The sequence below is a fragment of the Altererythrobacter chaiwopuensis genome (genome assembly GCF_054957755.1).
In genome coordinates this window covers 711348-733564 of the sequence record NZ_JBTXJG010000001.1, presented here as the reverse complement: position 1 = coordinate 733564, position 22217 = coordinate 711348, and the positions used below count along the sequence as shown (strand labels likewise).

The window sequence follows — 22217 nt, the reverse complement described above, 5'->3', positions numbered from 1 at the left end:
CCATGGCGCGATGATCGCCTTCGATGCGGTGACGCGCCGCTATGGCGAAGTGGTGGCGGTGGGCGGCGTGAGCTGCGACATCGCGCAGGGCAGCTTCGTGGCGCTGGTGGGCGCCTCCGGATCGGGCAAGTCGACGCTGCTCAAGATGGTCAATGCGCTCACCATTCCCAGCAGCGGGCGCGTGTGCCTGGAAGGCATTGATGTCACCACGCTGCCGCCGCCCGCGCTGCGGCGCCGGATCGGCTATGTCTTCCAGGGCATCGGCCTGTTTCCGCACATGAACGTGGCGGAGAATATCGCGATCGGCCCGCGGCTGGGCGGCGAGAAGCTTGCCGATCGGCGTGTGGCCGAATTGCTCGAACTGGTCGAGCTTGAACCTGAAATGGCTGGCCGAATGCCCGACGAGCTATCGGGCGGGCAGCGCCAGCGGGTGGGCGTGGCGCGTGCGCTGGCCAATGATCCGCATGTGCTGCTGATGGATGAGCCTTTCGGCGCGCTCGATCCGATCACGCGCGATGCCCTGGGCGAGCGGGTGCGGGCGCTCCATGACCGGCTGGGCCTCACCAGCGTGATGGTGACGCATGACATGGCCGAGGCGCTGCTGCTGGCTGACCGGGTGCTGGTGATGGAAGCCGGCCGGATCGTCGCGGACGAAACACCGCAGGCTCTTGTCGCTGGCAAGGGAGGCGAGGTGGCGCAAGGCCTCGTCGCGGTGCCGCGCGCGCAGGCCGAACGGCTCGCCGCGATGGAGCGCGATGGAGGCCCGGCATGAGCGATTTCCTTGCTGCGCTCACCGGTCTCGGCCCGCAACTCGTCGCCCATGTGCTGCTGGCCGCTTCAGCGATCGCGCTGGGGATCGCGGTGGCGCTGCCGCTGGCTGTCTGGGCCAGCCGATCGCCGGCAGTTGCGCGGCTCGCGCTGGGCATGGCCAGCCTGGTGCAGACCGTTCCCGCACTGGCGCTGCTGGCGCTGTTCTTCCCGATCCTGCTGAGCCTGCGCGCCGTGTTCGGCGAAGGCCTGCCCACGCTGGGCTTCCTGCCCGCATTGCTGGCACTGGCGCTTTATGCCTTGCTGCCGATCCTGCGCAACGCCGTGACCGCGCAGGCCAATCTCGACCCGGGCGTGCTCGAAGCGGCTGACGGCGTGGGGATGACCGGCTGGCAGAAGCTGCGGCTGGTCGAAGCGCCGCTGACCGCGCCCTTCATCATGGCGGGTATCCGCACCGCCAGCGTCTGGACCATCGGCGCGGCCACGCTGGCCACCACCATTGGCCAGCCCAGCCTGGGCGATCCGATCTTTGCCGGGCTTCAGACGCAGAACTGGGCACTGGTGCTCGCCGGCTGCATCGCCTCTGCCGGGCTCGCACTGGTGGCGGACAATTTGCTCGGCCTGATCGAACGCGGGATGGCCGAGCGCAGGCGCAGCTTGTCGCTGGGCGGGCTTGCCGTGGTTGTGCTGGGCATTGCTGCAGCGCTCTTCGCGCAATTCGGCAGCGGCGAACGTGACCGCGTGCTGATCGGCGCAAAGGGCTTTTCCGAACAATATGTGCTCGCCCGGCTGATCGGCCAGCGGCTCGAGGCGGCAGGATACAGGGTTGCATATCGCGACGGGCTGGGCTCGGCAGTGGCGCATAGCGCAGTCTCGAGCGGAGATATCGATCTGCTGGTCGACTATACTGGCACTATCTGGACCAACCAGATGAAACGCCGCGACAACCCGCCGCGCGACACCATGCTGGCCGAAATCGAGCAATGGGAACAGGCGGCCAGCGGCACCCGCGTGCTGGGGCGATTGGGGTTCGAAAATGCCTATGCCTTCGCCATGCGCGAGGATCGCGCGGCGGCGCTCGGCGTGGAGGACCTGGCCGATCTCGCGCGCGTTGCCCCGCAGCTGACCGTTGGCGGCGATCCCGAATTCTTCGAGCGGCCCGAATGGGTGGCGGTGCGCGATGCCTATGGCCTCAAATTCGCCAGCCAGCGCAATTTTGCCCCCACCTTCATGTACAACGCGCTGCAATCGGGCGAGGCAGACGTGATCGGCGCCTATACTTCCGACGGGCGAATCGCCGCAGATCGGCTGCGCGTGCTGGAGGACAAGCGGCAGGCCTTCCCCAATTATGATGCGGTGCTGCTGGTCAGCCCCGGGCGTGCCGCAGACGCCGCATTCATCGATGCATTGCGTCCGGTGATCGGTGCGGTCGACGTCGATGCCATGCGCGAGGCGAATTTTGCGGTCGACCGCGACGAGGAAAAGCTGACGCCCGACGAAGCCGCGCGCCAGCTTGCGCGGCGGGTGGGCCTCTAGAAACCCGGTGCTTCGGCAGGCCAGCCCTTGCCGGACAGACCCATTACCTTGAACAGCAAGCCCATCTGGTCTTCCGCGACAAGCCGAGCATGCTGGCGTGCGAGTTTCTCGGCCTGGTCAGGCGCGCGGCGTTTGAGCGCCTCCATCCGCATGTCGATCCCCAGCGCGCTCAGCCATTCGCCTTGCATCTGAACCCCCAGCAAATTCGCGCCCTGGCGCTGCGCGACATGGCTCAGCACTTCAAAATCGACATGCGCGGTCAGGTCCATCTTGCCGGGGGCCGAAAAGACATCGACTTTCTGATGCCCCTTGATCGCCTGCAGTGTTGAACCAGCACGGCTCTCACGCGAACCATAGTCGATCATCAGCGCCGCCCCGCCCTGCGCCACCAGACGGTCGGCAAGCTCGCTCATCACCGCTGCCGCTGCTGGGCTCGTTTCGATCACCGTGCCCTGGCTTGCATGGCGCCAGCTTTGTGGCACAGCGGCATCCATCGGCCGATCGCCATAAACGAACACCAGCCGATCACCTTCAAGCCCAACCATCCGCTCGCGCCAGCCCTCTGCGGCGCGCAGCAATTGCCGCACCGGCAGCGCGTCAAAGAATTCATTGGCGATGATCAGCAGCGGGCCATCTTCTGGCAGGGTGGTGACATCGGCGTGATGCGTCACTCCGCGAATCGTGCCGCGCTGGATTTGCCGCAAGGCGTCTGAACCCTCGACGAAATGCACCTGCGGGATGAGCCCGTAGCGCCCGGCCGTGCGCAGCGCGTCAGACGCCAGAGTGCCGCGTCCGGGGCCCAGTTCGACATAGTGCACCGGCCCGGGCCGCCCCGCCCGCACCCAGATGTCTGCCAGCCACAGCCCGATCAGCTCGCCGAATACCTGGCTTACTTCAGGCGCGGTAATGAAATCGCCCGCGTCACCCAACGGATCGCGGCTGGTGTAATAGTGCGCGTTGCTTTCGCCCATATACTGGGCAAGGCTGATCGGGCCTGTTTCGCGGATCAGCCGCCGGAAAGTGCCCGCCAGATCGGCCCGTGCACCGCCGCTCATACCCCGGCCGGCTTGCTCCCGCCGGTCCCGACCGGGTCGCGGCTGAGCGCGTAAAGCGTTACAATCAATCCAAGCAGAATCAGCGGTATTGTGAGCCATTGCCCCATCGAAAGCCCGGTTGTCGCAGCGAATTCGGCCAGATGTGCATCCGGTTCCCGGAAGAATTCGTTAATGAAGCGCGCAGTCGCGATGCCGGTGGTGAAAATGCCCACCATCAGCCCGGGGCGGTAGCGCGCGCCGGTCTTCCAGAACAGCGGCAGCATGATCGCCAGCATCAGCAGCCCTTCCAGTCCGGCCTGGTAGAGCTGGCTGGGATGGCGCACGATGAAGGTAGTGGCGCATTCACCCGGCAGGCTGGGAAGATCGCAGAACACCATGCCCCACGGCACATCGGTTTCGCGGCCCCACAGCTCGCCATTGTTGAAATTGGCAAGCCGGCCCAGGAACATGCCCATCGGCACATTGACCGCGACATAATCGGTCACGCGCAGGAGCGGCAGCTTGCCGCGCCAGGAAACCCAGGCCATCGCCGCCAGCACGCCCAGCAGCCCGCCGTGGAAGCTCATGCCGCCATCCCACAAACGCAGCAGTTCCCAACTCACGAAGCCCTGACCTTCAAAGCTGACAAACAGCTCCGGGCGATAGAATGCAGCATAGCCCAGCCGCCCACCCAAAATCACACCCAGTGTGCAGTAGAAGAACAGGTCATCGACATGGCGCTGCGCCATGGGCGCTCCTGGTGCCTTGATCATCTTGCTGAGATGCCAATAGGCGAACAGGATCCCGCCAAGATAGGCCATCGAATAGAAGCGGAGGGTGAAAAAGCCGAGGTCGATCCCCTCGACAAGGCCCAGGTCTTTCCAGAAAATCGGGTCAGCGGTACCGCCGACGACGGCCCCGGTGGCGGCAAGTAGTGACAGCACGAAGCGAACCTCTATATAGGGGTATGCCGGTCCGGCACACCGTTCGGAGCGGCTTTTGGCACAGCCGGGGATTGGGGGAAAGCCCGTTCGCGGAGAGAAACTCCGCTGACAGGCTGCAGGACGCGGCATCAACGGCATAACGGCAAACGCACACTGGCGTATTGGCTTGGCGTGCGCTGTGAAGATGTCGAACAACCGGGACGACAAGGAGAGAAATTCGCATGCCCACCGATCTTGATACAGCCCTCGATGCTATCATGGACAAACTGACCGCCGCCGGAGCCCCCGCTGAGACCGTGCCGGTCAGTCGCGGCGGCGTGGACATGCCTTCGCTAAAGAACGCCCCGCCCAGCCTGGTCCATTACTTTGCCCATTACTGCAACCAGCATGGCGACCTGCCATTTCTTATCGACGGAGACATCCGGATCAGCTTTGCTCAGGCCTGGGATGCGGCGCAGCACGTTGCCGCCGGGCTGATTGCCAATCACGGTGTCGCACGCGGCGACCGCGTGGGCATTGCGGCACGCAATTCGGCCAACTGGATCATCGCCTATATGGGCATATTGGCCGCCGGCGGTTGCGCCACGCTGCTCAATGGATTTTCCAGTGGCGAAGAGCTGGCGGACCAGATCGAGCTGGTCGGCTGCCGCCTGCTGCTGGCCGATGCCCAGCGCGCCCAGCGGCTCGACGGGCACAATCATGGCGCCCGGATCGTCCTGTTCGACCATGACGAGCAACCTTCGCGCGGGCTTGGCGAATTGTGGGCTGATCCCGCCACTGCCAGTTTCCCCGAAATGGGGCCTCTGGACTACGCCACCATCCTCTACACCTCGGGTTCGACCGGCAAATCCAAAGGGGCATGGTCCGATCACCTCGGCGTGGTCAGCGGTGCGCTCAGCTATGCCATGCAGTCGCTGATGGCGTTCACCTATTTCGATAGTATCGGCAACGCGCCATCCACTCAGGCCTGCGCGCTGGTGGCGGTGCCGCTGTTCCACGTTACCGGAGAGGTTCCTGTATTCCTGCAAAGCTTCGCGCTCGGCCGCAAGCTGGTGCTGATGCCGCGCTGGGACGCGGGCGAGGCGCTGCGGCTGATGGACAAGGAGAAGGTCAGCTATTTCGCCGGCGTGCCGCTGATGAGCTATGAAATCGCAACCCATCCTGACCGGCACAAATATGACATCAGCTCTTGCACCGGCTTTGCCGCTGGCGGCGCACCGCGCCCGGTTGATCATGTCGGCAAGATCAGGGAAGCCTTCCCCGACGGTTTCCCGCTGCTGGGCTATGGCCTGACAGAGACCAACGGCGTTGGCTGCGCCAATTTCAACGAAAACTATCTCGCCAAGCCTTCCTCGACCGGGAAGCCAAGCCGCCCGCTGGTGGATCTGGCGATACTCGACGATGCCGGCAAGCCCCTGGCGCAGGGCCAGATCGGCGAAATCTCGATCCGTTCCGTGTGCAATTTCATCGGCTATTGGAATAATGAGGAAGCAACCGCAGCGGCCTTTACCGCCGACGGGTATTTCCGCACCGGCGATCTCGGCCGGGTCGATGAAGACGGCTATGTCTATATTGTTGACCGCAAGAAGGACATCATCATCCGTGGCGGCGAAAACATCACCTGCATCGAGGTCGAAGAAGCGATCTATGCGCATGATGCGATCGCCGAATGTTCGGTGTTCGGCATTCCCGACGAGCGAATGGGCGAAGTGCCCGCGGCGGTGTTCTATCTCAAACCGGGGCACAGCCTGAGCGGGCCCGAACTGCGCGAATTCCTGCTCGCGCATATCGCCCCGTTCAAGGTGCCGCTGGCAGATCACATCTGGGTTTCGGAAAAGGCGCTGCCGCGGCTCGGCACCCAGAAGATCGACAAACGCACCGTGCGCAACATGTTTACCGCCGAACAGGCGGCGGCGTAGGCCTTGATCGTTTCAGGCGGAATCAACTGAAACGTGAATCAAGGTCTCATCATATTGATAAGAGCCTGATGCACGTGTGAGATCGAAACCGAAGCGCTTCAATCTCACACGATCAGGCTCTAGCAGCGAGGCAGAGAACCGGCTTGAGTTCCCCCAAGGTCACAAACCAGCGGGCGATTATCGATCGCCGTGCGCTTGCCGAAGCGATCGACGCGCTCGCCTCCGACAAGGGTGAAAAGGCGCGCCCGCAGATCGTCAAGCTGCTGCGCGACGCGCTCGACACAGGTCGCGCCGAGATAGCCCGTCGTCTTGAGGAAAGACCATCCGCCGGGCACGAATGCACCGGCGCGCAATCGTTCCTGATCGATCAGATCGTGCGCGTGGTGCACGATCACGTAACCGAGCACGTCTACCCGGTGGCCAATCGTAGCCGTGCTGAACGGCTCGCGATCCTGGCGGTGGGAGGATACGGCCGGGCTGAAATGGCGCCTCATTCAGACGTCGATATCGCCTTTATCACACCGACCAGGCGTGCGCCGTGGTGCGAGCAGGTGATTGAGGCAATGCTCTATTACCTGTGGGACCTGGGCCTGAAAGTGGGGCACTCGAGCCGCACTGTAGATGACACTATCCGCATGGCGCGCGAGGATCTGACCATCCGCACTGCGCTACTCGAAAGCCGGTTCATCTGGGGCGACCGCAAGCTCGACGAGGAAACCAGTGCCCGTTTCTGGGCCGATGTTGTCAAGGGCAGCGAGCGGCAATTCCTCAGCGAAAAGCTGGCAGAGCGCAATGCCCGCCATAAACGGATGGGGGACAGCCGCTATGTGGTCGAGCCCAATATCAAGGAAGGCAAGGGCGGCCTGCGCGATCTGCAGACGCTGTACTGGATCGGCAAGTATATTCACCGGGTGCGCAGCGCCGCCGAGCTGGTCGATGTCGGCCTGCTGACCCGGCCCGAATACCGCAGCTTCCGCCGCGCAGAGGGCTTCCTGCTGGCGGTGCGGTGCCACATGCACATCATCACCGGGCGCCCGGAAGACCGGCTGACCTTCGACTTGCAACGCGAAGTTGCCGCACGAATGAATTTCGCCGACCGCCCCGGCAAAAGCGCGGTCGAACGCTTCATGCAGTTCTATTTCCTCCAGGCCAAGCGGGTGGGCAGCCTGACAGGAGTGTTCCTCTCCCATCTCGACAATGAATTTGCAGGCAAGCGGGCGCGCAAGGGCTTCTTTGCCGGCTGGGCGCAGAAATCGCGCCTGCTGAAGGGCTACCGCGTATTTGGCGGCAAGATCGCGGCACCATCGGATGACTGGTTTCGCCAGGATCCGGTGCGGCTGATCGAAATCTTCCAGCTGGCTGAAGCCAACAGTCTGGAGATCCACCCTGAAACCATGCGCCTGGCTGATCGCGACAGCGCGCTGATCAGATCCGATGTGCGCGAGGACCCGCAGGCCAATGCGCTGTTCCTTGAGTTGCTGGCGGGCCGCAACGATCCCGAAACGGTGCTGCGCTGGATGAACGAAGCGGGGGTATTTGGCCGCTTCATACCCGATTTCGGCCGGGTCAATGCGCAGATGCAGTTCGACATGTATCATCACTACACCGTCGATGAGCATACGATCCGCGCCATCGGGCTATTGAGCCGGATCGAGAAGGGTGAACTCAATGCCGACCATCCGCGCTCAGCGCGGCTGATCCACCGCATCAATTCACGCCGTGCGCTTTATGTCGCGGTGCTGCTGCACGATATCGCCAAGGGGCGCGGCGGCGATCATTCGGTACTGGGGGCGGAGGTCGCGCGTGAATTGTGCCCACGTTTAGGCCTGAGTGAAAACGAAACCGATCTCATCGCCTGGCTGGTGCGGCAACACCTGCTGATGAGCGCGACCGCCTTCAAGCGCGATCTGACCGATCCCAAGACGATCGAGGACTTCGTGGGCGAAGTGCAAAGCCTGGAGCGCCTGCGCAATCTCGTGATGCTAACTGCGGTCGATATCCGCGCGGTGGGGCCGGGCACGTGGAACAGCTGGAAGCGGCAATTGCTGGGCGAGCTTTACGATGCCGCACAAGAACGCTTGCGGCTGGGCCATATGCGCGAGGGGCGCCGCCAGCGCGTGGCGGCAAAGCGCGAGGCTGTGCGCGAATTACTGGGCGACAAGGCGAATCTGGTCGAGGAAGTCGGCGCGCTGCTCGACGATTCCTATTGGATCGCCGAACCCGAAGCCATGATCGCGCGCAATCTGGTGCAATATGATGCGGCGCGACTGGTCGAGGAACACCTTTCGATCGAGTGCGAATTCGACCCGGAACGCGGGGCCACTTTGGTCAGTGTGATTGCCGCCGACCACCCCGGCCTGTTCTATCGTATTGCCGGGGGCATCGCGCTGGCCGGCGCGAACATCATCGACGCGCGTATTCATACCGCGCGGTCGGGCTGGGCGGTCGACAATTTCCTGGTGCAGGACCCCCTCGGCCAGCCGTTCTGTGAAGAGGGGCAATTGGAACGGCTGCGCAAATCGATCGGTGACGCGCTCGCCAACCGGATCGAGCTGGTGCCAAAGCTGGCGGCGCGTCCGCTGCCACGCAGCCGCGCGGGAACCTTCGATGTTGCGCCGCGCGTTACCTATGACAACAATGCCTCGAACCGTTTCACGGTCATCGAAGTCAATGCGCGGGACCGCCCGGCATTGCTCAATCGGCTCGCACGCGCACTGTTCGAAAGCAATCTTGTGGTCCAGTCCGCGCATATCACCTCATACGGCGAGCGCGCGGCTGATACCTTCTACGTGACCGATCTGACCGGCGACAAGATTACCGCGGCTGACCGGCTCGCCGAAATCGAGCAACGCCTGCTCTATGCCGCAAGCGACACGCGCCAAAGGCAGCTCGAACAAGCCTGAACGGGGGTGCGGGCAGATGTGGTCAGGCAGGTGTGGCAAAAACGATACCGGCCTGCGAATTGCATCCTGTGGGTGCGGCATGCCGGTTGCATCGGGCTACCGTTAACTTATCATACCGGCAAGTTTTTGAGAGGAGACGGAAATGATCCATAGATTCAGTTCGCTTTCTGCGCTGGCAATGCTGGGCGCTGGAATGGCACTTGCTCCGGCGGCTATGGCGCAGGACAACGCCGGAACAGCACAGGATGAAGCTGGCGATATCCCTTACGCAAGCGAGATCATCGTTACGGCACAAGGCCGCGCACAGTCTCTGGCAGATGTTCCGATCGCAGTATCGGCGGTATCGGGTGAAGTGCTCGAGAAGTCGGGGGTCAACGATATCCGCGATCTGACACAGATCGCTCCTTCGCTGCTCGTTTCCTCAACCGGCAACGAAGCCAATGGCTCTGCCCGCGTTCGCGGGATCGGCACCGTGGGTGACAACCCGGGCCTCGAAAGCTCGGTCGTGGTGTTTGTCGACAACGTCTATCGTTCGCGTTCGGGCAATGCGCTCAGCGAGCTTGGGCCGATCGAGTCGATCGAAATTCGCCGCGGTCCGCAAGGTACGCTGGGCGGGCGCAACTCCAGCGCAGGCGTGATCAGTGTCAACACCGCACCTCCCGAATTCGTCTTCAGCGGCCATGGCGCCTTTACCTATGGCAATTTCGACGCCATTCGGGTCGAGGCTGGCGTCAACGCACCGCTCAGCGACAAAATCGCGGCCAGGATCGATGGTGTCTATTTCGAGCGTGACGGCTTTATCGAGGACGCGGTCAACAATACGACGGTCAACGATCGCGACCGCTATCTGATCCGCGCGCAAGCGCTGTTCGAACCGACTGGCGATATAAGCTTCCACCTGATCGGCGATTATTCCCGCAAGGAAGAAGCCTGCTGCGCTGCAACTTTCGTGCAGCCCGACTTCGCTCCGCTGGCCAGGATGAGCCCCGGCCTGGACTCTTTCACCCGGCCCGTGGGCGGTCCGGCGCTGACCAGCACATCGAACCCGATCGTTCCGATCCTGCTGGCGCTGGGGCAGAACCCGGCAGCCCTCAACCAGAGCACGTTCGAGCGCACTATCTATCCCACGGAGGGGCGCAGCTATGACGGGGTGACCGAAGATTACGGCATTTCGGGCGAGCTCAACTGGAGCTTTGGCGATGTTACGATGACTTCGATCACCGCCTATCGCGAATATTTCAATACCCAGGCCTCCGACACCGATTACACCGGGGTCGACATCCTGTACCGGGCTCCGGGGCGCAACGCCGGCGCGCGCGATTTTGAAACCTTTACGCAGGAACTGCGGTTCAACGGCAGCGCCTTCGGCGGTCGGCTCGACTGGCTGGTTGGCGGCTTCTACACCAATGAGAAGCTGCAGACGCGCGACAATCTGCGTTTTGGCACGCAGTATGGCACCTTTGCCGCATGCCGCATCGCGCTGGCGATCAATCCGGCGCTGGCCAATCCCGGTGCGACCGATTGCTTCGGCGCGAATATCGCTGCCCTGACAAATGCCAATGGCGGCGCGGGCGCATTTGGTGCGGCAACACCGCTGATCGTTCAGGGCATCACCAATCTATCGAACGTTCGCGATGTGGGCGGCACAGGTGACGTGTTCAACCAGAAGAGCGAAAGCATCGCCCTGTTCACGCACAACATCTTCCACATCACTGACCAGCTCGATCTCACACTCGGCCTGCGTTACACCGATGAATCGAAGAAGCTGGATGCCACCTTCGCCAATGACAACGTGTTCTGTCCGCAGAACCGGGCGTTGCTGAGCGGGTTGCTGGGCGGCCCTCTTGCCGGGTTGGCAGGCGGGTTGATCGCGCTGTCCTGCCAGGGCAATTCGAACGCCGAGCTTGACGGTGTCTCGATCGATGACAAGCGGAGTGAGAATGAATTCACCGGCACAGCGGTGCTTTCGTACAAGGTGGATCCCGATCTGCTGCTCTATGCCAGCTATTCGCGCGGCTACAAGGCGGGCGGTTTCAACCTCGATCGTTCGGCACTGGCCAATCCGCTGTTCCTTGATGCCAACAATCTCAACACCGCCAATCTTCAGTTCGACGAGGAAACGGTCAATGCCTTTGAAATCGGCGCAAAATATTCAACCCGCGCTTTTTCGGCCAGCATTGCCGCATTCCGCCAGCAGTTCAGCAATTTCCAGCTGAATACCTTCAATGGCTCGGTATTCCTGGTGCAGAACATCAATGGCTGCAGCGCCGATCTTGGTGGAGCTGACCGCGATGCCAGCGCCGCCACGGGCGCCTGCGACACTGATGACGTGAAGTTTGGCGTGGTGGCCCAGGGCTTCGAACTGGAAGCCACTGTTTCACCGATCCCGGATCTATCGGCGAGCTTTGGCATCACCTACGCGGATACGAGCTATGGCAAGAATCTGATCGGTAATGACACCGGCACGCCGCTTGATCCGGCGTTGCGCCTGCTTCCGGGCGACAATTTGTCGAACGCACCGGAACTGGTGGGCACGGCTTCGCTCAACTGGAGCCCGCCGATCGGTGATTCCGGCCTTACCGGCCTGTTCTTCGTCAACGCCCGCATGACCGATGATTTCAATACCGGTTCCGACCTGCTGTTCGGCAAGGAGCAGGACGGATATGTCATCGTCAACGGCCGTGTCGGGGTAGTCGGCCCCGACCGCGCCTGGGCAGTCGAATTCTGGGCCAACAACCTGCTCAACAAGGATTATACGCAGGTTGCGTTCAACACGCCCTTCGTTGCTCCGCAGCAGACCTTCTCGGCCTTCCTGGCAGAGCCGCGCACCTATGGGGTGACCTTGCGCGGCCAGTTCTGAAGCATCGTTCCAGCACTCACAAGCGGGCGGCCTTCGGGTCGCCCGTTTCATTTTAGGCCCTATCCCCAAACAGCGCGGTGCCCACACGCACATGCGTCGCGCCCAGCATCACCGCGGTTGGATAGTCGCTGCTCATCCCCATGCTGAGGCCGCCCGCATCTCTGTCCAGTCCATTGTCCGCCGCGAGTTTTGCGAGCAGCGCAAAGAAGGGTGCGGGTTCGATATCGAAGGGCGGGATGCACATCAGCCCGGCGATCGGGATACCGGCGTCGCGCGCCTGTTCGATCAATGCAGGCAGATCGGCAATGGCGCAGCCGCCCTTCTGCTCTTCCTCGCCGACATTGACCTGGATAAAGCACGGCACGCGTTTGCCAGCCTTGTCCATCGCCCTGGCCAACGCCTTGACGAGGCTGGCCCGGTCAAGCGCGTGGATATAATCGAACAGCGCAACAGCTTCATCCGCCTTGTTCGATTGCAGCTGGCCGATGAGATGCAGCTCTACATCGGGATAAGCTTCGCGCAGCGCGGGCCATTTGCCCTGCGCTTCCTGCACCCGGTTTTCGCCGAATACCCGCTGCCCCTGTTCGAGCAGCGGCACGATCCGTTCGGCCGGTTGCGTCTTGCTGACCGCGATCAGGGTGATGTCCGCAGGATCGCGGCGCGCGGACTTGCAGGCGCGGGCGATGCTGGCGCGCACCTGGTCGAGCGGATTGTCTGCCATTTCCATCGCGCTGCGCTATAGCGGGTGCGTGACACAAGGCCAGCCTCTCCCGTACCTTTGGCTCATTTCAGACGAGCGCAACGATGCTAAGCTCGAGTGGGCTTTGGCCACGCTACCCAAAGGCAATGCCTTTGTGTTCCGTCACTATCATTTGAGCGTTGGCGCCCGACGTCGGAGATTTGACGAACTGGCCGCTATTGCCCGCGTTGGCCACCACTCGGTCATCTTGTCGGGTGACGCCGACACAGCAATCGAATGGGGTGCAGACGGAATTTATGGGTCGCCGGGAAAGCTGGGCAAGGATCCCCGCCTCCTGCGCCTCGCAACCGCGCACGATGCGCGCGAAATCTTCCTCGCGAATCGCGCAATGGTCGATGGCGTGTTTCTTTCGCCGGTTTTTCCCACCCGTTCCCATAAAGGTGGCGCTTGTCTCGGAATATCACATTTCAAGGCACTCGCTTTGCAGGCGGAGATGCCGGTTATCGCCTTGGGCGGTATGAATGCAGAACGTGCAAAGGAACTCGATTGGCCGCGTTGGGCGGCGATTGACGGGCTCTTATAGGGGACTCGCTTGGCCGCACGCCTCTTGACGCGGGACTCGCCAAGGATTCATGGTGTGTTCCAGCAGGAGGAAAAAGGCATGGCCACCCGCGCGATGAGCAAGAAGGGCGCGACAGATTGGCGCGCGGCGTTTCGCCGCTCGATGCGCCGCGCTGCGCAGATGGCCGGTGCCGGCGGCCTATTCGCGCTGATGCTGTTCCTTGCCCTCGCCTTGGCGAGCTATACTCAAACCGATCCCTCTGGCTCAACCGCCGCCTCGGGAGAGGACATCCGCAACTGGATGGGCGCGAGCGGGGCATGGGTGGCCGATAAGGTGCTGGCAACTTTCGGCATAACGTCGGTGTTGCTATTGCCGCTTCTCTATATCGGCGCGCGCAAATTGTGGCGCGATGTCGAGCATGAGGATGAGCCCGATACCACCCGCTGGTGGCTGCCCTTGGCAATGCTGGTGCTGGCCATGATCCTGCTTTCAAGCGTACTGGGTCTGACGTTCGAAGGACCGGGCAGCACGCTTCCCGCGCAAATGGGCGGCATGTCCGGCCTGCTGGGTGCCGCAGCGATTGAAGCGGTGGCTGCGCGCTTCGGCGAAGGGGCATCGGGCTGGGTTACACTGGGTCTGGCGCTGGCAAGCCTGGCGATTGGCATTGCACTCACCACCCGCGTCTTCGCGATCGATTGGCGCAGCCTGCTGACGCTGCCCGATTTCATGCACCGGTTGAGGCCCCACCACGCTACCCGCGAAATCAGCGATGATTCCGGGCAACTTGCGCTGGCGCGCGGCAAAGCGCGCCGGACCAAACCCGTAACCGATCCCAGACCAGAGCCTGCTCCGCGGCGCGCACCGGAAATCAGCGATCCTTCCGCGCCGCCCAAAAAGGCGGTTCTGGCCGAAACCAGACAGCGCGACATGTTCGCCAGCTTCGATTTGCCCAGCCTCGACCTGCTGGCCGACCCGCCCGAGGACAAGGGTGTGAAGCTCGACAAGATGGCACTGGAACGCAACGCCCGCCTGCTTGAGAATGTGCTCGACGATTTCAATGTGAAGGGCGAAATCACTGCGGTGCGCACCGGCCCGGTGGTGACCATGTACGAGCTTGAGCCTGCCCCCGGCATCAAGGCCAGCCGGGTGATTGGCCTGGCAGAAGACATCGCCCGCAACATGAGTGCGATCTCTGCCCGCGTGTCACCGATCCCGGGCAAGACGGTAATGGGGATCGAACTGCCCAATACCGCAAGGCAGATGGTCAGCTTCAAGGAACTGGCCGCTTGCGCCGCCTTTGCCGAAGCCAAGGGCAATCTGCCGATTATCCTGGGCAAGGATATAGCGGGCGAACCGATCGTGGCGGATCTTGCCGCCATGCCGCACTTGCTGGTCGCGGGTACCACCGGATCGGGCAAGTCGGTAGGCCTCAACGCGATCCTGCTGTCGCTGCTCTATCGCTTTACCCCGGCCGAATGCCGGCTGATCCTGATCGATCCCAAGGTGCTCGAGCTCAAGACCTATGACGACATCCCGCACCTGCTCTCTCCAGTGGTTACCGAACCTCACAAATCGGTGCGCGCGCTGAAATGGGCGGTGGAGGAGATGGAGCGGCGCTATCGCATGATGAGCTCGGTCAATTCGCGCAACATCAATTCCTTCAACGAGAAGATCACTGCGGCCGCCGCCAAGGGCAAGCCGCTTGGCCGCCGGGTTCAAACCGGATTCGACCCTGAGACCGGCGAGGAACTGTTCGAGGAAGAACAGCTCGATTACGAACCGCTGCCGCAGATCGTGCTGATCGTCGATGAGCTGGCCGATCTGATGGTGACAGTGGGCAAGGAAATCGAAGTGCTGATCCAGCGGCTTTCGCAAAAATCGCGCGCCGCCGGCATCCATCTGATCATGGCGACGCAGCGCCCATCGGTCGACGTCATCACCGGGGTAATCAAGGCCAATTTGCCCACCCGCATCAGCTTCAAGGTGACCAGCCGGATCGACAGCCGCACCATTCTGGGCGAACAGGGGGCAGAACAGCTGCTGGGCAAGGGCGACATGCTCTACAAACCCAATACCGGTGCACTGATCCGCGTGCACGGGCCCTTTGTAGGCGATGACGAGGTGGAGCGCGTGGCCGATTTCTGGCGCGCTCAGGGCAAGCCCGAATATGTCGATGCGGTCACTGAAGAGCCCGAAGACGGCGGCTTCTCCTACGAGGATGAATTCACCGCCAGCGACAATCCCGAAGAGCGCAAATACCGTCAGGCGTGCCAGATCGTGATCGAGAACCAGAAGGCTTCGGGCTCATGGCTGCAACGCCAGATGGGCGTGGGCTACAACACCGCAGCCAAATGGATCGAGCGGATGGAGAGCGAGGGGCTGGTTGGGCCGGCCAACCATGTCGGAAGGCGCGAGATCTTCCGCGACCAGGACGGCAACCCGCTCTGATCTGCCGCGCAGCACGCCTCAACGGCCATACCGTTAGCGTCGTCTGGATCGATCCGCACGACCGCGCGGGGCGCGGGACGCGCTCTGCCGTCAATTAAATGCACTGTCACCGCAGCCCGTCACCGCAGCCCACCCTAATTCTCAGGCGTGACTACCACCGGCGGCGGAGGCAGCGCATCGTCTTCGCGCTGCGGATCGCGGGCCGCGCGCTCCTCGTCCGTCAACGGGCGGAAGCTGATCTCCCGCGGCGTGATCAGCCCGTCATCGCGCTGGCGGATGCGGACAATGCCGCGCAGGTCGCGATCGGCCAGCTTTTCCTGCAGTTCGCCTGAGCGCGTCTGCGCGATGTACAGTCGGCCGTTCCGCAGCCCTGTGTCTCCATAGATCGAACCGGTGCTGATGCGCGCCGGATGGGCGCAGACGGCAAGATCGTCTACAGGCACGATTCGGTCGATCACGGGCGCTTCGCCCTCGATGCAGAACTGTGTCAGATAGAAATTGTCATCGCGCGTCTCGCCCGGCCATTCGTAGGTGAATTCGACATAGTGTCCGCGCAGCAGGTCGCGCGGATCGTACCCCGCAACCGGCACGTCCCAATCGGTGCCCTGACGGCTCTTGTAATCGCTCCAGCCCCACAGGGCCGCGAGGCCGGCAACCGGCAAGGCAAGGGCTGCGATGTGCCATGGCTTGCCCGTCATTTCGCCTCTCCCGAGGCGGGCGCATATTGCCTGGAAATCCGCAGCGCGGCCCAGGCAATGCCCAGGATCAGCAGCCCGGCGAGGATCAGGCCGAAGCCGCTGGTGAGCAGGTCGCTCGCCAGTTCGAAGCTCAGGACGATCAGCCGCAGCGCCACCACCGCCACCGAGGCCTGGAACACCCCGCGCCACCCCGCGTGCAGCGCCGACGCCGCGATGCCGAACCACAGCGCCATCAGCAGCAATCCGCCCGCCAACTCCTCGCCCGACAGGGGATAGGCGATCAGGCATACGATCCCCGATCCCGCAATGACCGCCGCGCTCGCCTCGTCCGAAGGATTGCGCCGCGTCAGATAGACGAGAGCCGCCGCCGCCAGCGCCAGAACCGTACGCACCGTTTGCGCATCGAGCGCCATCACGTTTTCGTCGAATTTCTCGATCCCTGCCGCAATCGCGACCAGCGATGCGCCGCCTACTGCATAGAAAAAGGCAAGCTGCTCGATCCGCTTCCAGAACACTTCCCGCGGGCTGCGTCCCCGCATCCATGCCCCCAGCGGGGCGGCCAGCACCGGCACCGCGGTGACCAGCGCCAGCCAACTGTCGGGAAGCTGCTGATCCGCGCCGAAATATCGATCGTATGCGAAGGCATAATCCCAGCATGCATAGACGAGCACGCCCATGACCAGCACGGCCAGCAGCCAGCTTTGCCCGCGCGAGAGCATGAGCGGTGCAAACAGCACCAGCCAGACGGCGAGCGGTTGCCACAAAGGTGAACCGGTCTGATAGACCTGTCCCAGATGCCCGAAAAAGGCCAGGCCCAGCACGCCAAGCAGGAACAGCGTCACCTCCGCCGCCCACGGCTGGTCGTGCCCGATCCGCCCGCCGCGCAGCAGGATGAAACCCGCGAGCGCTCCGATCAGCGCCAGGTGGATTGCGAGGCGCACCTGCCCCGGCACGTCTTCCCAATTGGCGGCGATGACCGAGATCACGCCCAGCCCGATCGCCAGTGCGCCGATTCCGAACGCCGCCCACAGCGCCAGCGGGCGCGCATGCTGGGCCTCGTGCGCACGGATACGCTCCGCCGTGGCCGCGTCGATCAGGCCCGCTTCGATCCAGCCGTTGAGCTTGCGCACACCCATCGCGGCGCAGACTAACCTATTGCGATGGCGTGGCAAGCGATGCTGCGGAAAACTCTCGCCAAAACGCGAAACGCCGCCCCGTCTGCGTGACGGAGCGGCGCTTCTCGATGAAGTAGCGAGTGAGAAACTTACTTCAGCTCGTCAGCCGTCATAACGATGGCTTCTTTCGCAACCTTTTCATACTTGGTGAGTTTGTCCTCGGGCGAAATGATCAGTCCGATCTTCGCCAGCCGACCGCCCTGCCCCCATGACTGGGTCCATTCCACCAGGAATTCATTCAGCCCGGGAATTACTCCAAGATGCGCCTTCTTGGTGTAGATGAACATTTCACGGGCGCCCGGATAGGCCCCGCTCACGACATTTTCGTAGGTTGGCGCAACGCCGTTCATCGGCAATCCCTGCACCTTGCCCAGGTTCTCTTCGAGGAAGGAGTAGCCAAACACCCCGACAGCCTTGGAGTTGCCGGTCAGCTTCTGGACAATCAGATTGTCCTGCTCGCCCTGATCGACATAACTGCCATCGGAGCGGACCTCGGTGCAGACCTGATCATACTTGTCTTCGTCGGTTTCCTTGAGCGTCTTCATCGCGGGATCGCTTTGGCATCCCTTTTCGAGAATCAGTTCCTTGAGCGAATCGCGTGTGCCCGAAGTGGACGGCGGGCCGTAAACAAGGATCGGTTCATTCGGCAGCGAAGGATCGACATCCGCCCATGTCTTGGCAGCCTGCGGCTCGCCGTAGGGATTGGCCGCGAGCGCTTCATAAACGATCTTGGGTGACAGGTTCATCGTGAGCCCGCCCGCTTTCGAGGCAAACACCAGCCCGTCGAGCCCGATCTGCATTTCGATGATTTCGGTTACGCCGTTCTTCTGGCAAGTCTCGAATTCGGAAAGTTTCATCCGGCGCGATGCATTGGTCACATCAGGCGTGCTGGCGCCAATGCCCGAACAGAACAGTTTCATGCCGCCGCCGGTGCCGGTCGATTCGATCAGCGGCGACTTCAAATTCGGATTGGTGTTCTGGAAGCTCTCCGCCACCGCCTTGGCGAAGGGGAATACGGTCGAAGAGCCGACGGCACGGATTGAATCGCGTGTGCCCGAATTGCCGCTTTCACCGCAGGCAGCAAGCGCTAGGGTTGAAAGGGCGATCAGGCAGGTGGTCTTGAAGTGACGCATGGAATTATCCTTGATTTGCTCCCGGTTGGATTAGACGCCCGACTAGGCGTCAACCGTGACAAGAGTGTGACAATAATTTGAGGTGGTGCCGGTCAGAAATCGACCTGCGCACGCACACCCACAACATCGACACCATAATCGGTGTCACCGCCCGCCGCCGGATGGACTGCGCCCGAATAATCGAGCCTGCCATAATTGGCGAGCAGCATGGTGTAATCGGTCGGCTTCCACACCAGCGAGAGGAAATAGCCGTCCTGCGTACCGCCAAGGATGCCGGCATCGCTGAGGTCAAGGCGATCATAACGCAAATTGAGCTGCACTGATCCCATGCCACCTTCGCCAACAGGATTGGCGGGCTTGGTGCGGTCAAACTTGCCGCCCTTGTAACCGCGCGTATCGCCCTTGGTCAGGAAGTAGCCGACTTCGGCATAGCCACCGAAGAAGGTCGGATCGGCCATCCCGGTGGGCATGTTGACGTTCTGCCAGAAGCCTTCTGCCGCCGCGTGGAACGGGCCAGAGATAACCGCACCTTCGAGCCCGAGGCCGAATTCACTGCCTCCACCGAGGTTGCCGGTATTTATAAAACGTTCCGAGGTGAAGTGGACCAGTGGACGCTGGCGATAGCGGACCGTCTCGCCCGCCTCGAGATCGGTGTAATGCAGCGAACCGCCGAAATGGAGCTGCGCATTGCCAAGCCGGGGCATGAACACCACGCGGCCGTCTGCGCCCCATTTCTTGTTGGAGAGGTCTTCCATATTGTCGGTGAACAGGCCGCCCTGGACCAGCACGTCCTTGCCGCCAAATTCAGCCGCCGCACCGACACGGCGCTCAAAGCCAAAGGCATCTGTGAAGGCGGCGCGTTCGATGAAACTGGTATGCAGCGAGCTGGTCAGTTCTTCCAGCGACTGGAAATTGTTGAACTGGCCGACGCTGATCTCGGCTCCGCCAGCGTCATAGGAAATGAGAGCGTCGGTCACAGCGACAGAATTTCCGGCGAAGTCGACTTCGAACTTGTAGCCAAGGCCGCCCGGCATATCGCCCGAAACGCCCAGCCGCGCGCGGCGCGCTTCGCTGCCGAAGCCATCGCTGCGGCCGGTCGAGGAAGGTACCGAGGTAAAGCCTGCATCATACTGAAGGCGACCGCGCGGCTTGAAGCTCCAGCCGCCCTCGCCCTTGATCTCGGGTGCGCCTTTGAAGGCGATCCTGACGCCATCATCGGCTTTCTCTGCCGTTGCAACGGCGGTTGCCGCGGCTTCATTCGCAGCGCTCGCTTCAGCGCTGGCCGCGTCAGACTTGGCCTCTGCCTGGGCAAGCTCGGCCTCGAGCGTGTCGATGCGCTGCGCCATCGCGGCCATGGCCGCGCGCATTTCAGCCAGTTCGGCGCGCAGTTGCGGGTCATCCGGCTGCGCCAGCGCGGGTGTAGAAAGGCCAAGGCCAAGGCCAAGCGCGAGAAGGGGGGCCGTGTGCTTCACAATGTTACTCATTGGTTTCCGTTTGGTTGAGGTTTGATGGCGTGATTACGGCGCTGATGCGACAGTTTGATGACATTTTGCGTCCACAGCGGCGGAGCCGAAAGATCCATATAATATGCTGAATATAAGCATGAAAATATGCCTGCATGCACAGCTGTGCTGAGTCCTTGACGGAAGAAAAAGGCCGCTATCTTGTGGGCCGCGCCGGACTGGCTATGATTGAGAATAGTGGTTAATACCTAGGGTTAATACCTAGGAAAGTCTTCGGTAGATTTAACCGTCCATCAATCGCTTCCTGCCATAGGCCGGTTGATGGGAAGGGTGATTTACATTGCAGCGGCGCTGCTGGCTGCCGTGGCTGCACTTGCAGCCCTGCTGCTCATTGCGCCGGGCAACGCCCAAACGGAAGGCGCGGCCATCAAGCCTGCCTGTCATGCCAATTCGGATCTCGCGCGCAATTTTGCGGACATGGCTGCTCGTGATGCGGGGTGGAATTGCAGCAACAGCAACTGGCAGGCAAACCAGCCTGTTTCATGGCTGCGCTTCGATGCAACCGGGTGGCGTGCAGACCAACTGCCGCAGAACTTTTTCACACGGATATCGCGCCATAAAAGCATTGCCATCGCGGCGATAGATACTGACGGGACAATTCGCGAAAAGCACTGGAACGAAGCAGATGGTCGAGCGCTGGCCAATGGGCCGGTGTTCGAACTCACCCTGCCCGAAATCAGGCCCGATACTCGACATGTCCTGGTACGGATCGAACTGCCGCATAGCCTTCCGCTGCTGACCAAAGCGCGGCTCACCGCAACTGCCGGGCAGAGCCATTGGTCGCAGCGAGATGTCATAATCCTGGCAATCTTGTGCGGGATGCTGATCCTGCCGTTATTCTTCGACGTCAATTTCTACATCGTCCTGCGCGAGAAATTTGTGCTGGTGCACGCGGCCATGGTCGTTGCAATGATCAACTACGTGCTGTTTGCAGGCGGGCTGATTTCTGCCTTTGTGCAACTGCCGGTGGCGGTGATTTCGGTTGCTGGAATCTTTGCCTGGATTTTGGGCGTGTGCTGCTCGATCCTATTTCTCCTCACCTATCTGGAAAAGAGCGCGCAATCGCCGCTTATGCGCTTTTTGAGCAAGGTGTTCGTAATATGGACGCTGCTGGTGCCCGGGTTTTTCGCCTTGCAGCTCCACTCAACCCAGGCATTCGATGATCAGGGGTATTTCTACAGCATCACAGCCACGCTCGTCTTTCTCGCAATCGCGCTCGCCGAAGCGCTCTTGCGTGGCAGCAGGGGTGCGCGTTTCGTCACGCTGGCCTGGTTGCCGATCATGGTCGCATCAATCGAAAGGCTGATGCGCGGATTGGGCAGCCATGTCGGGTCGCCCTCGCTCGAACTGCTGCTTTTCATTGCCATCGGGTTCGAGGTGATCGTCATCTCGCTGGCGGTGGCTGAGCGTTTCTTTGTGATCAAACGCGAGCGGGACATTGCCCTATCGCGGGCAGACGCGTTGGGCGAACTGACCGAGCGCGATCCGCTCACCGGCCTGCTCAACCGGCGCGCCATCGATGCGCGGTTCGCCGATCTGCATGCTGCCGGTTATGATACCTTCGCGCTGATCGATCTCGACCATTTCAAGCGGGTCAATGATACCGCCGGCCACAGCACGGGTGACAGGGTGCTGCAGATCGTTGCCGAAGTCCTTAACGATGACAAAGCGAGTATCGCGATCCGCATGGGAGGCGAGGAGTTTCTGCTGCTAATGCGTGGAGACGATGCCGAGCTACGGCTGGAGCAATTGCGCAAGCAGATCCCCATCAGGGTGGCCCATGCCGTGCCCCAGCTTGAAGGACTCGTGACTGCCAGTGTGGGCATGATCGTTGCGCCCCGCCGCGCCTTGCCCAAGGCTGAATTCTCGTTGCTATACAACCATGCCGACCGGCTGCTCTATGACGCGAAATCGCGCGGGCGAAACCGGATCGCCTGCGAAAAGCTGCGCGGGTTTGAGCGCCGGACAGGCGATCGCCGCAGGGCGCAGCAGAGAAGGGCAACGGCGGCCTGAT

15 protein-coding genes are annotated in these 22217 nt (G+C 62.0%); 8 read left to right on the top strand and 7 right to left on the bottom strand.

All coding sequences use genetic code 11. The features are described from left to right. The first annotated feature begins 10 nt into the window (after positions 1-10). Both ACX2DJ_RS03620 and ACX2DJ_RS03615 read left to right on the top strand, forming a co-directional pair. Positions 11-772, top strand: coding sequence for an ATP-binding cassette domain-containing protein (locus ACX2DJ_RS03620; RefSeq protein ID WP_462571048.1), 762 nt, complete (start codon positions 11-13; stop codon positions 770-772). Beyond that, positions 769-2304 (top strand): ABC transporter permease/substrate-binding protein, encoded by a 1536-nt coding sequence (locus tag ACX2DJ_RS03615; protein WP_462571047.1) that lies wholly within the window; start codon positions 769-771, stop codon positions 2302-2304. Before ACX2DJ_RS03620 ends, ACX2DJ_RS03615 begins: the two co-directional genes overlap by 4 nt. Here the strand turns inward: ACX2DJ_RS03615 and ACX2DJ_RS03610 are convergent. After that, positions 2301-3359 carry a class I SAM-dependent methyltransferase gene (locus ACX2DJ_RS03610; protein ID WP_462571046.1) on the bottom strand — a complete coding sequence of 353 codons (1059 nt, stop codon included), beginning with the start codon at positions 3357-3359 and terminating at the stop codon, positions 2301-2303. The genes ACX2DJ_RS03615 and ACX2DJ_RS03610 overlap by 4 nt on opposite strands. Next, the gene (lgt, locus tag ACX2DJ_RS03605) at positions 3356-4282 is read right to left on the bottom strand and encodes a prolipoprotein diacylglyceryl transferase (protein WP_462571045.1); all 927 of its coding nucleotides are present in this window, start codon (positions 4280-4282) and stop codon (positions 3356-3358) included. Before lgt ends, ACX2DJ_RS03610 begins: the two co-directional genes overlap by 4 nt. A 221-nt stretch (positions 4283-4503) precedes the next feature. On the opposite strand from lgt, the gene ACX2DJ_RS03600 reads away from it, so the two are divergent. The 3 genes from ACX2DJ_RS03600 (at position 4504) to ACX2DJ_RS03590 (ending at position 11964) form a co-directional block, all read left to right on the top strand. Then, complete coding sequence (locus ACX2DJ_RS03600) at positions 4504-6201, top strand: class I adenylate-forming enzyme family protein (protein ID WP_462571044.1); 1698 nt, start codon at positions 4504-4506, stop codon at positions 6199-6201. 143 nt (positions 6202-6344) lie between these two features. Then, positions 6345-9104, top strand: a complete 2760-nt coding sequence (locus tag ACX2DJ_RS03595) for a [protein-PII] uridylyltransferase (protein WP_462571043.1) — start codon at positions 6345-6347, stop codon at positions 9102-9104. A 142-nt stretch (positions 9105-9246) separates the two neighbouring features. After that, positions 9247-11964 (top strand): TonB-dependent receptor, encoded by a 2718-nt coding sequence (locus ACX2DJ_RS03590; RefSeq protein WP_462571042.1) that lies wholly within the window; start codon positions 9247-9249, stop codon positions 11962-11964. A 52-nt stretch (positions 11965-12016) separates the two neighbouring features. Here ACX2DJ_RS03590 and ACX2DJ_RS03585 read toward each other — a convergent pair whose 3' ends face one another. Beyond that, on the bottom strand, positions 12017-12691 hold the full coding sequence (locus tag ACX2DJ_RS03585) for a YggS family pyridoxal phosphate-dependent enzyme (RefSeq protein ID WP_462571041.1): 675 nt from the start codon (positions 12689-12691) through the stop codon (positions 12017-12019). On the opposite strand from ACX2DJ_RS03585, the gene ACX2DJ_RS03580 reads away from it, so the two are divergent. Together ACX2DJ_RS03580 and ACX2DJ_RS03575 are read left to right on the top strand one after the other, a co-directional pair. After that, complete coding sequence (locus ACX2DJ_RS03580) at positions 12648-13247, top strand: thiamine phosphate synthase (RefSeq protein WP_462571040.1); 600 nt, start codon at positions 12648-12650, stop codon at positions 13245-13247. The two genes, ACX2DJ_RS03585 and ACX2DJ_RS03580, sit on opposite strands and share 44 nt — an antisense overlap. Before the next feature lie 78 nt (positions 13248-13325). Further along, complete coding sequence (locus ACX2DJ_RS03575; protein ID WP_462571039.1) at positions 13326-15674, top strand: FtsK/SpoIIIE family DNA translocase; 2349 nt, start codon at positions 13326-13328, stop codon at positions 15672-15674. A gap of 134 nt (positions 15675-15808) precedes the next feature. Here ACX2DJ_RS03575 and ACX2DJ_RS03570 read toward each other — a convergent pair whose 3' ends face one another. The 4 genes from ACX2DJ_RS03570 to ACX2DJ_RS03555 all read right to left on the bottom strand — a co-directional run bounded on the left by ACX2DJ_RS03570 (position 15809) and on the right by ACX2DJ_RS03555 (position 20164). Next, the gene (locus ACX2DJ_RS03570; protein WP_462571038.1) at positions 15809-16372 is read right to left on the bottom strand and encodes a GDYXXLXY domain-containing protein; all 564 of its coding nucleotides are present in this window, start codon (positions 16370-16372) and stop codon (positions 15809-15811) included. Next, positions 16369-17508 carry a DUF2157 domain-containing protein gene (locus tag ACX2DJ_RS03565; RefSeq protein WP_462571037.1) on the bottom strand — a complete coding sequence of 380 codons (1140 nt, stop codon included), beginning with the start codon at positions 17506-17508 and terminating at the stop codon, positions 16369-16371. The genes ACX2DJ_RS03570 and ACX2DJ_RS03565 overlap by 4 nt, the downstream gene beginning before the upstream one ends. 128 nt (positions 17509-17636) lie before the next feature. After that, entirely contained in the window at positions 17637-18680 is a 1044-nt protein-coding gene (locus ACX2DJ_RS03560; protein WP_462571036.1) for a substrate-binding domain-containing protein, read from the bottom strand. Between the two features lie 92 nt (positions 18681-18772). Next, a complete protein-coding gene (locus ACX2DJ_RS03555) occupies positions 18773-20164 on the bottom strand; it encodes an OprO/OprP family phosphate-selective porin (protein WP_462571035.1) in 1392 nt (463 codons plus the stop codon). Between the two features lie 300 nt (positions 20165-20464). Between ACX2DJ_RS03555 and ACX2DJ_RS03550 the strand changes: the two genes are divergently transcribed. Then, entirely contained in the window at positions 20465-22216 is a 1752-nt protein-coding gene (locus tag ACX2DJ_RS03550; protein ID WP_462571034.1) for a GGDEF domain-containing protein, read from the top strand. Position 22217 lies beyond the last annotated feature (1 nt).